This window comes from Saccharopolyspora ipomoeae, assembly GCF_029952525.1.
Lineage (GTDB): Bacteria > Actinomycetota > Actinomycetes > Mycobacteriales > Pseudonocardiaceae > Saccharopolyspora > Saccharopolyspora ipomoeae.
The window spans coordinates 303,592-313,214 of the sequence record NZ_JASAOF010000005.1 but is presented as its reverse complement, the minus strand read 5'-3'; the positions used below and the strand labels follow the sequence as shown (position 1 = coordinate 313,214).

8 protein-coding genes are annotated in these 9,623 nt (G+C 72.6%); all 8 read left to right on the top strand.

The genetic code is table 11. From position 1 onward, the window contains the following. Positions 1-314: 314 nt before the first annotated feature. Positions 315-2,123: a hypothetical protein gene (locus QFW96_RS12435; protein ID WP_281455744.1), complete on the top strand. Its 1,809-nt coding sequence runs from the start codon at positions 315-317 to the stop codon at positions 2,121-2,123. Then, positions 2,120-3,118, top strand: coding sequence for an HAD-IIA family hydrolase (locus QFW96_RS12430; RefSeq protein ID WP_281455743.1), 999 nt, complete (start codon positions 2,120-2,122; stop codon positions 3,116-3,118). Before QFW96_RS12435 ends, QFW96_RS12430 begins: the two co-directional genes overlap by 4 nt. Positions 3,119-3,239: 121 nt before the next feature. Next, positions 3,240-3,467 (top strand): hypothetical protein, encoded by a 228-nt coding sequence (locus QFW96_RS12425; RefSeq protein WP_281455742.1) that lies wholly within the window; start codon positions 3,240-3,242, stop codon positions 3,465-3,467. Between the two features lie 4 nt (positions 3,468-3,471). After that, positions 3,472-4,326, top strand: coding sequence for a TlyA family RNA methyltransferase (locus QFW96_RS12420; protein WP_281455741.1), 855 nt, complete (start codon positions 3,472-3,474; stop codon positions 4,324-4,326). Next, positions 4,323-5,210 (top strand): NAD kinase, encoded by an 888-nt coding sequence (locus QFW96_RS12415; RefSeq protein ID WP_281455740.1) that lies wholly within the window; start codon positions 4,323-4,325, stop codon positions 5,208-5,210. Before QFW96_RS12420 ends, QFW96_RS12415 begins: the two co-directional genes overlap by 4 nt. Positions 5,211-5,328: 118 nt before the next feature. After that, complete coding sequence (recN, locus tag QFW96_RS12410; protein ID WP_281455739.1) at positions 5,329-7,125, top strand: DNA repair protein RecN; 1,797 nt, start codon at positions 5,329-5,331, stop codon at positions 7,123-7,125. A gap of 298 nt (positions 7,126-7,423) precedes the next feature. Beyond that, positions 7,424-8,608: a putative cytokinetic ring protein SteA gene (gene steA, locus QFW96_RS12405; protein ID WP_281455738.1), complete on the top strand. Its 1,185-nt coding sequence runs from the start codon at positions 7,424-7,426 to the stop codon at positions 8,606-8,608. Then, positions 8,605-9,549: a copper transporter gene (locus QFW96_RS12400; protein ID WP_281455737.1), complete on the top strand. Its 945-nt coding sequence runs from the start codon at positions 8,605-8,607 to the stop codon at positions 9,547-9,549. Before steA ends, QFW96_RS12400 begins: the two co-directional genes overlap by 4 nt. Positions 9,550-9,623: the final 74 nt, after the last annotated feature.

Below are 9,623 nucleotides of genomic sequence, written 5' to 3'. Positions count from 1 at the left end.
TCGCTAGGGTGTGGGAGAGTAAGACACCGCCGACACATTCCTTACAACGGGGCCGATTGATCCCATTCGCGGATCAATCGGCCCCGTTTTTTCGTCGTGCGGCCGTCGGCGCGTGGTCCCGGAAGCTCGGAGCGCGTCGGCGAGCTGTACGATTTGGTGAAGGCGGTTCGGTCGCGGCTGTTCAGCCCCTGCTCGGGGGCTCGGATGACGGTGCGAGCGCAGGTGGTCGATCAAGACCCCGCGATGCCGGACGCGCTCAGCCGGGGAGCGCTTCCCCGGTGCGATCTTGTGGCTTTTCTTTCTCAGGAGGTTCGGTGTCCGGTTCCGACGACAGGCGCGGCGGCCCCCGCCGCGGGGCCGGTGCCGGCCGCAGCGGCCAGGGCGGTCGCGGCAACTACGACCGCAAGCCGGGCGGCAACTCCCAGGGGCGCGGCTCCTACGGTGGCCCGCGCCGTGACAACGACGGCGGTCAGCGCCGCTTCAACGACCGCGACAACCGCGGCGGCCCCCGCAACGACCGCCGGGATGACCGGGGCGGCGGCCACCGCAACGACAGGAACGATCGCGGCGGATTCCGGGGCGACCGGGACAACCGAGGCCCGCGCGATGATCGCGGCGGCTTCCGCCGCGATGACCGCCCGCGTCGTGATGACTTCCGGCGCGATGACCGGGGCCGCGACAACAGGGGCCGCGACGATCGCCGTGGCGGTGACTTCCGCCGTGACGACCGGCGGGACAACAACCGTGGCGGTGACTTCCGCCGGGACAACCGGGGTGGCGACAACCGGGGCGGTTACCGCAACGACCGCAACCGCGACGACCGAGGCGGCTACCGCCGCGACGACCGTCCCCGCCGCGATGACCGCGGTCGCGACGACCGGGGCCGTGATGACCGGCGCGACAACCGGGGCGGCGATTTCCGCCGGGACAACCGGGGTGGCGACAACCGGGGCGGTTACCGCAACGACCGCAACCGCGACGACCGAGGCGGCTACCGCCGCGACGACCGTCCCCGCCGCGACGACCGCGACAACCGCAACCGGGACGACCGCCCGCGCCGCGACGACCGGGGCCGCGACGACCGGCGCGACAACCGCAACCGCGACGACCGGGGCGGGCGGCGCGACGACTTCAAGAAGGACGGGTTCAAGAAGGGCGGCTTCAAGCGCGACGACGACCGCCGCTCCGAGCGCCGCAAGGACGACGAGGCTCCGAAGCCCGTCGAGCCGGCGCTGCCTGAGGAGGGCGTCGACCCGTCCGAGCTGGACCCGGAGATCCGCCGCGAACTGCTGTCGCTGCCCAAGGGCGCTGCGGAGAAGGTCGCGCAGCACCTGGTCGCGGCCGGTCAGCTGATCGACGAGGACCCGGAGCGCGCCCTGGAGCACGCCCGCTTCGCGCGGCAGAAGGCATCCCGGACCCCGTCGGTGCGCGAGGCCAACGGTCTCACCGCGTACCTGACGGGGGAGTGGAGCGAGGCGCTGTCCGAGCTGCGCGCAGCGCGCCGGATGGGCGGCGGCCCCGGCCACCTGGCGATCATGGCGGACTGCGAGCGGGCGCTGGGGCGCCCGGAGCGGGCCATCGAGCTGGTGCGCAGCGAGGAGGCGCTGCAGCTCGACAAGGAGGACGAGATCGAGCTGCGGATCGTGGCCGCCGGTGCGCGCCGCGACCTCGACGAGATCGAGGCGTCCGTGGTGAGCCTGCAGATCCCGGAGCTGGACCCGAAGCGGCAGGAGCCGTGGAGCGCCCGGCTGTTCTACGCCTACGCCGACAACCTGCTGGCCGCCGGCCGCGAGCGCGACGCGTTCACCTGGTTCGTCCACGCCGCGCACGCGGACGACGAGGAGGAGACCGACGCCCCGGAGCGCCTGGAGGAGCTCGCGGTGCAGATCGGTGGCCCGGAGGTCGTCGAGGAGCTGGTCACCGAGGCCGAGGCGGCCGCGGAGATCGATGACGACGAGGACGACGACGAAGGGGACGAGTTCGACGGCGAAGCGGATGAGGATCCTCTCGCTGACGACCTGGACTCCGAGGTCGACGCACTCGATGATGAGATCGCGGCGGCTGACGAGGACGGTGAGAACGTCACCGGGTCTGCGGCCGAAGGAGGATCGCAGACGCGATGAGCAGCACGCTGCTGGACCATCACGACGTTGTGCTGCTCGATCTGGACGGCACGGTCTACCGGGGCGGTGAGCTCGTCCCGCACGCGCTGGAGTCGATCCAGCGCGTGCACGGCGCCGACGTCCCGGTCCGCTACGTCACCAACAACGCCTCCAAGCCCGATCAGGCGGTCGTGGACCACCTGATCGGGCTCGGGCTCGACGCCGAGCGCAGCGAGGTGAGCACCAGCGCCCAGGCGGGCGCGGCCGTGCTCGCCGAGAAGTTGCCGGCCGGATCGCGCGTGCTGGTCACGGGTTCTCCCGCGCTGGAGTCCGAAGTGGACGCGCTTGGCCTGGTGCCGGTGCACGCGTTCGCCGACGAGCCGGTGGCGGTGGTGCAGGGCTTGTTCAACGAGCTGACCTACGGTGATTTCGCGGAGGCCTGCTTGGCGATCCGCGACGGCGCGCTGTGGGTGGCGTGCAACGCCGACCGGACCCTGCCGACCGAGCGAGGTCTGCTGCCGGGCAACGGGTCGCTGGTGGAGCTGCTGCGCGCGGCCACCGACCAGGACCCGGTGGTGGCGGGCAAGCCGGAGCGGCCGCTGCTGGACCGCGCGGTGTCCTCGGCGGGTGGCAGCAGACCGCTGATGGTCGGCGACCGGCTGGACACCGACATCGCGGGCGCGGTCAAGGCCGGGATGCCGTCGCTGATGGTGCTGACCGGCGTCAACACGCCCCGCGACCTGCTGGAAGCGATCCCGGCGGAACGTGCCGACCACGTGTCGGTGGACCTGCGCGGTCTGCACGCCCCTGCCTCGGAGGTCGCGATCGCCGAGCAACCGGCCTGGTCGGTGACCGTCGGGAGCAGACTTGAGCTGTCCGCGCTGGGCGGCGGTGACGAGTTCGGTGCCCTGCGCGCGCTGTGCGCCGCGTGGTGGAAGGCCGGTTCCGGCCCGGTGGAGGTCGTGGGCACCGACGACGCCGCGCGCGACGCGCTGCGAGCGCTGGAGATCGACTGACCTGACGGGAACGGCGCGGACCGTTCGGCTAGCGTGAAGGCGGCGCCGCGCGGCGATCGCGCGGGCGCCGGTGGCCCGGACCCGATGACCCCGGTCCGGTGATCGAGGGGAGAACCCGCCCATGACCTCTCCGTGGCAGCAGGCACCGAACCCGGCGATGCTGGCCCGCCAGGCCGACGACGGGCAGTCGGCGATCGACGCGATCTCGGCGGCGATGACCGAGCTCGACGAGGTGCGCGAGCAGCCCGTCGCCGAGCACGTCCAGCGGTTCGAGAACGTGCACAGCGCGCTGACCGAGGCCTTGTCGAAGGCCGACCACCTGCAGTCCCAGAACACCCCTCGGAGTTGACGAAGTGCCTCGCAAGGCGCGCCTGGACGCCGAACTGGTTCGGCGCGGACTGGCCCGATCCCGCGAACACGCCGGGGAGCTCGTCGCCGCGGGCCGGGTGACGGTGCGCGGGATGGTCGCGCGCAAGTCCGCCACGGCCGTGGAGATCGACGCCCCGGTGCTGGTCACCGAGGACGTCGACGATCCCGGCTGGGCGTCGCGCGGCGCCCACAAGCTGATCGGCGCGCTGGAGGCCTTCGAACCCGGCGGGCTGTCGGTGGCGGGCAAGCGCTGCCTGGACGCCGGCGCGTCCACCGGCGGGTTCACCGACGTGCTGCTGCGCCGCGAGGCCCGCGAGGTCGTGGCGGTCGACGTCGGCTACGGCCAGCTGGTGTGGAAGTTGCAGACCGACGACCGGGTGCGCATCCACGACCGCACCAACGTCCGGGCGCTGGCTCCCGAGGACATCGGCGGCGAGGTGGACCTGGTGGTCGCCGACCTGTCGTTCATCTCGCTCAAGCTCGTGCTGCCCGCTCTGGTCGCCTGCTCCAGCGACTCGGCCGATCTTGCGCTGATGGTGAAACCGCAGTTCGAGGTGGGCAAGCAGCGGCTAGGCTCGGGTGGCGTGGTCCGGGATCCGCAGCTGCGCGCCGAGGCCGTCCTCGACGTGATCGACTTCGCCGCCGAGCACGGGCTCGGGCTGCGCGACGTGGTGGCCAGCCCGTTGCCGGGACCGTCCGGCAACGTCGAGTACTTCGTCTGGCTGCGCCCCGGAACCGACCCCGACCACGACCGCGCGGAACGCCTGGTGGCCGACGCCGTCGAGCGGGGCCCGCAGAACTCGACCAGGAAATCACCCCGGCAAGGGAGTGGGAGTTGACCCGACGGGTGCTGCTGGTGGTGCACACCGGCAGGGAGCAGAACCTGCGCACAGCGGAGAAGGTCGCCGGTCGTCTGCTCGACGCGGGGATCGCGGTGCGGGCGCTGGCCGGTGAGGCCGACGAGCTGCGCGACAGCGCCTGCGAGGTCACGAGTCCGGACGAGAACCCGGCCGTGGGCACCGAGCTGGTGCTGGTGCTCGGCGGCGACGGCACGCTGCTGCGCGCCGCGGAGCTGGCCAGGCCCGCCGGGGTTCCGCTGTTCGGCGTCAACCTGGGCCGGGTCGGATTCCTGGCCGGCGCGGACTCCGACGCGCTGGACGAGGCGATCGCCGCGGTCGTGGAGTCGCGGTACCACGTCGACGAGCGGATGACCTTGGAGGTCACCGCGACGGTCAACGGCGAGCAGGTCGCCAGCACGTGGGCGCTCAACGAGGCGAGCGTGGAGAAGAGCAGCCGGGAGCGGATCCTCGACGTGGTCGTCGAGGTCGACGGGCATCCGGTGTCGGCGTTCGGTTGCGACGGCGTGCTGTGCTCGACCCCGACCGGGTCGACCGCCTACGCGTTCTCCGCCGGTGGCCCCGTGGTGTGGCCGGACGTGCAGGCGCTGCTGGTGGTGCCGAGCAACGCGCACGCGCTGTTCGCCGGACCGCTGGTGGTGTCGCGGGATTCGCTGGTGGCGATGGAGGTCGACCAGCACGGTCATCACGCGGTGCTGTGCTGCGACGGGCAGCGGCAGTTCGACCTGCCGCCGGGTGCGCGTGTCGAGGTCGTAGGCGGGTCCACGCCGATCCGGCTGGTGCGGCTGCACGACACCTCGTTCACCGACCGGCTGGTGCGCAAGTTCGAGCTGCCCGTGCAGGGGTGGCGCGGGCCCGCCACGTAGTCGCGGCTCGGGCACCCGGGTTCGGGCACTCAGGGCTCGAACACACTGTCTAACGATTTCGGTGGCGATCACCGCAGTGGGGCGTGTCGCGGGCCTCGGTGCCGATAGGGTGCTGTGTGTGTTGGCGGAGATGCGTATCCAGGGACTGGGCGTCATCGACGACGCCACGCTCGCACTGCACGCAGGCCTGACCGTGGTCACGGGTGAGACGGGCGCGGGCAAGACGATGGTGGTCACCGGCCTCCACCTGCTCAGCGGCGGCCGGGCCGACGCCTCGCGCGTCCGCTCCGGTGCGCAGCGGGCCGTCGTGGAGGGACGTTTCGCGACGACCCCGGACTCACCGGCGGCGAAGGTCGCCGGGGACGCCGGTGCCGAACCCGACGACGACGGAAGCCTGATCGCGCTGCGCACGGTCACCTCGGACGGGCGCTCCCGGGCGCACCTGGGCGGCCGCTCGGTGCCCAACGGCGTGCTCTCGGAGCTGTCCGAGCAGGTGCTGGCGGTGCACGGGCAGAACGACCAGCTGCGGTTGCTGCGGCCGGGGGAGCAGCGCGCGGTGCTGGACCGGTTCGCCGGGGAGCCCGTGCTGCGCGTCCTGGCCGACTACCAACGGGTGCGCGCCGAGTGGGCCGAGGCGGTCCGCGAGCTCACCGAGCGCACCGAGCGCTCCCGCGAGCTGTCCCGCGAGGCCGACATGCTGCGGCACGGTCTCGCCGAGATCGAAGCCGTCAACCCCGAAGCGGGCGAGGACGTCTCGCTGGTGGACGAGGCGCGGCGGCTCGCCGACGTCGATCAGCTGCGGGAGATCGCGGCCGGGGCCCAGCACGCGCTGTCCGGTTCCGCCGACGGTGACCCGGAGGCGCCGGGCGCGCTCGGGCTGATCGGGGAGGCCGTGCGCAGGTTGGCGTCCTCGGAGGACCCGGCCCTGCGGGAGCTGGAGCCGCGGGTGGCCGAGGCCGTCGCGGTGCTCTCCGACGTGGGCGGGGAACTGGGCGCCTACCTCGACAAGCTCGACGCCGACCCGGCTCGCCTGGAGCAGGTGCTGGCACGTCAAGCCGAGCTCAAGCAGCTCACCAAGAAGTACGCGGCCGACGTCGACGGGGTGCTGGCCTGGGCCGAGGACGCCCGTTCCCGGCTGTCCGGGATGGACACCTCGGAGGAGGCGCTGGCCGCGCTGGCCGCCCGCCGCGACGAGCTCGCCGTGGAACTCGCCGAGCACGCCCAGGCGCTCAGCGCCGCCCGCGCCGAGGCCGCCGTCGGGTTGTCCGAGGCGGTCTCGGAGGAGCTGTCCGGGCTGGCGATGGCGCAGGCCAAGCTGCAGGTCCTGGTGAGCCCCAAGGAAGCCGAGGACGGCGATCAGAACGCGCTGCCGGTCGACGGTCGGGCGCTGCACGCCGGGCCGGACGGGGTCGACGAGGTCGAGCTGCAGCTGATCGCGCACTCGGGTGCGCCCGCGCTGCCGATCCACAAGGGTGCCTCGGGCGGTGAGCTCTCCCGCGTCATGCTGGCGCTCGAGGTCGTGCTCGCCGACGCGGACACGGTTCCCACGCTGGTCTTCGACGAGGTCGACGCCGGTGTCGGTGGCCGCGCCGCGGTCGAGATCGGCAGACGGCTGGCTCGGCTGGCCCGCACCCACCAGGTCATCGTGGTGACCCACCTCCCGCAGGTCGCGGCCTTCGCCGACCGGCACCTGGTGGTGGACAAGGGCCAGGTCGACGGCGGTCTCACCAAGAGCGACGTCCGCCTGGTCGCCGATGAGCGCCGGGTCGTGGAGCTGGCCCGCATGTTGGCCGGGATGGACTCGACCGAAACCGGGCGCGCCCACGCCGAAGAGCTCCTGGAGACGGCGAACACCTACAAGCTGACCCAGGAGAAGTTCGGTCGAAAGTCCAAGGGCGGAAAGAGGAAGTCTTAAATGCTCTGTGGTCTTGTTGCTTGGCGGCGCGGGTAGCGGAACCTGACACGCCTTCTGGCTCCGGGATCCGACGCTTATGTATGCCGATACACGACACGTCGGCTGTCCTCCCCAGAAGACGTGTCAGAACCCGCGGCGGTGCCGGTTGCTTGCTCGGGGTGGTGAGAAAGCGCCTGCGGCGCTTGCCTGACGCTTGTTGCTTGTTGGGCTGAACGGCGGGTCATTCGCTGCGGTATATGACGCAGCGGGTTCGGCGTGGCGCGGACACGATCGGTGATGGGTTTGTCACCATCGGCGCATGAAAATCAGCGGACTGCTGACTCGACAGCAGGAGGAGCTGCCCGGTCTCGCCGGGGTCGCCAGGGTGGAGCGCCGCTCCGGTGATCTGCCGCGCCGGGTCCGCACCGGTGACATCGCGGTGATCGACCACGCCGACCTGGACCGCCGAACCGCGGAGACCCTGGTCGCGGCCGGGGTGATCGGGGTCGTCAACGCGGCGCCGTCGATCTCCGGGCGCTACCCCAACCTCGGCCCCGAGGTGCTGCTGGCAGCCGGGGTGACGCTCATCGACGGGGTCGGCAACGACATCCTCAACCAGGTCAAGGACGGCGCGAAGATCCGCCTGCACGAGGGCGGCGTGTTCGCCGGGGAGCGCGAGCTGGGGCGCGGCGTCGAGCAGGACGCCAACTCGATCGCCGACCAGCTCATCGAGGCCAAGGCCGGGATGGCCACCCAGCTGGAGGCGTTCTCGGCCAACACCATCGAGTTCCTGCGCACCGAGCGCACGCTGATCCTCGACGGCATCGGCGTGCCCGAGCTGACCGGCTCGCTGGAGGGCAGGCAGGCGCTGGTGGTGGCGCCCGGCTACGGCCACGCCGACGACCTGCGGCGCCTCAAGCGCTACATCCGCGAGTACAAGCCGGTGCTCATCGGCGTCGAAGGCGGCGCCGACGCGCTGCACCGCGCCGGGTACAAGCCGAGCGTCATCGTCGGCACCCCGGACACCGTGAGCACCGAGACGCTGCGCTGCGGCGCGGAACTGGTCATCCCCGCGCACCTGGACGGGCACGCGCCCGGCCTGGAGCGCATCCAGGACCTGGGCGTGGGCGCGATGACGTTCCCGGCCTCCGGCAATCCCGAGGACCTGGCGCTGCTGCTGGCCGACGCCCACAAGGCCGACCTCATCATCACCGTCGGGTTCCAGGCCACGCTCAGCGAGTTCCTCGACCGCGGTCGTTCCGGCTCCAACCCGTCGACGTTCCTGACCCGGTTGCGGCTGGGCAGCAAGGTCATCGACGGCGCCGCCGTCGCCACCCTGCAGCGCAGCCGCACCCCGATGTCGGCGGTGGTCCTGCTGGTGCTGGCGGTGCTGGCGGTCGTCGTGGTGGCGCTGCTGGTGTCCGGGCTCGGAGCCGCGGTCGTGGACCAGCTGGCCGACACCGCCGGTGTCGTCTCGGCGTACTTCAAGGGGCTGTTCTCGTGATCACCTTGCGCTACCACATCATCTCGATCGCCGCGGTGTTCCTCGCGCTGGCGGTGGGCGTGGTGCTCGGCACCAGCTCGGTCAGCGAGGGCCTGCTCAAGTCCGTCGGCGGGGAGAAGGAGGAGCTGCAGGCCCAGGTCGATCAGCTCGGCGCCGAGCGCGCGCAGTTCAAGGCCCAGGCCGACGCCGCCGACCGGTTCGACACCACCGTGGCGCCGCTGGCGGTGCAGGGCCAGCTCACCGGCCGCAGCGTGGTGCTGATCAGCTCCCCCGAGGTCGAGGACGGCCGCCGCGCGGCGATGGCGAAGCTGCTGCGCGACTCCGGTGCCGACGTCACCGGCGAGGTCCGCCTCGGTGAGGCGCTGACCGACCCGGACCGCACGGACCAGCTGCGCGGCGTGGTCACCCAGCTGCTGCCGGCCGGGGTCCAGCTGCCCACGGCCGCCGACCCGGGCACTCTCGCGGGCGGCCTGATCGGCCCGTTGACGCTGGTCAACCCGCAGACCGGGCAGCCGCAGGCGGCTGACGACGCGCGTGCCGCGGCGCTGTCCGGCCTGGCCGGGGGTGGCTACGCGACCGCCTCCGAGGGGCTGCGGCCCGCGCAGCTGGCGGTGGTGCTCACCGGCGGTCGCCTCGCCGGCGACAACGCCGCGGACCGGGCCACGGCGCTGGCGCGCTTCGCCACCCAGATCGACCGCTCCGGGCAGGGCGCGGTGCTGGCCGGGGAGAGCGGGTCCTCCGACGGCCGCGGCGCGGTCGGGGTGGCGCGGGTCGACCCGGCGATCGCCACGGCCCTGTCGACGGTGGACAACGCCGAGACCGGCGCCGGTCGCGTCGCGGTCGTGCTGGCCGCCCGCGAGCAGGCGGACCGGCAGAGCGGGCACTACGGTGTGGCCAGCAGCGCGCAGGGGCCCGTGCCGGGCACCCGCGGCGACTCGTGACCCGCGGATTCACGCCTGGTCCCGTTCCGTTCACCGAGACGTCACGGCGAACCGGCCGGAAGACCGCCGGATGG

Bases quoted from the DNA above. Each gene is read 5' to 3' on its own strand.
- QFW96_RS12425 (WP_281455742.1), top strand. From the start codon at position 3,240: ATGACCTCTCCGTGGCAGCAGGCACCGAACCCGGCGATGCTGGCCCGC.
- QFW96_RS12430 (WP_281455743.1), top strand. From the start codon at position 2,120: ATGAGCAGCACGCTGCTGGACCATCACGACGTTGTGCTGCTCGATCTG.
- steA (WP_281455738.1), top strand. From the start codon at position 7,424: ATGAAAATCAGCGGACTGCTGACTCGACAGCAGGAGGAGCTGCCCGGT.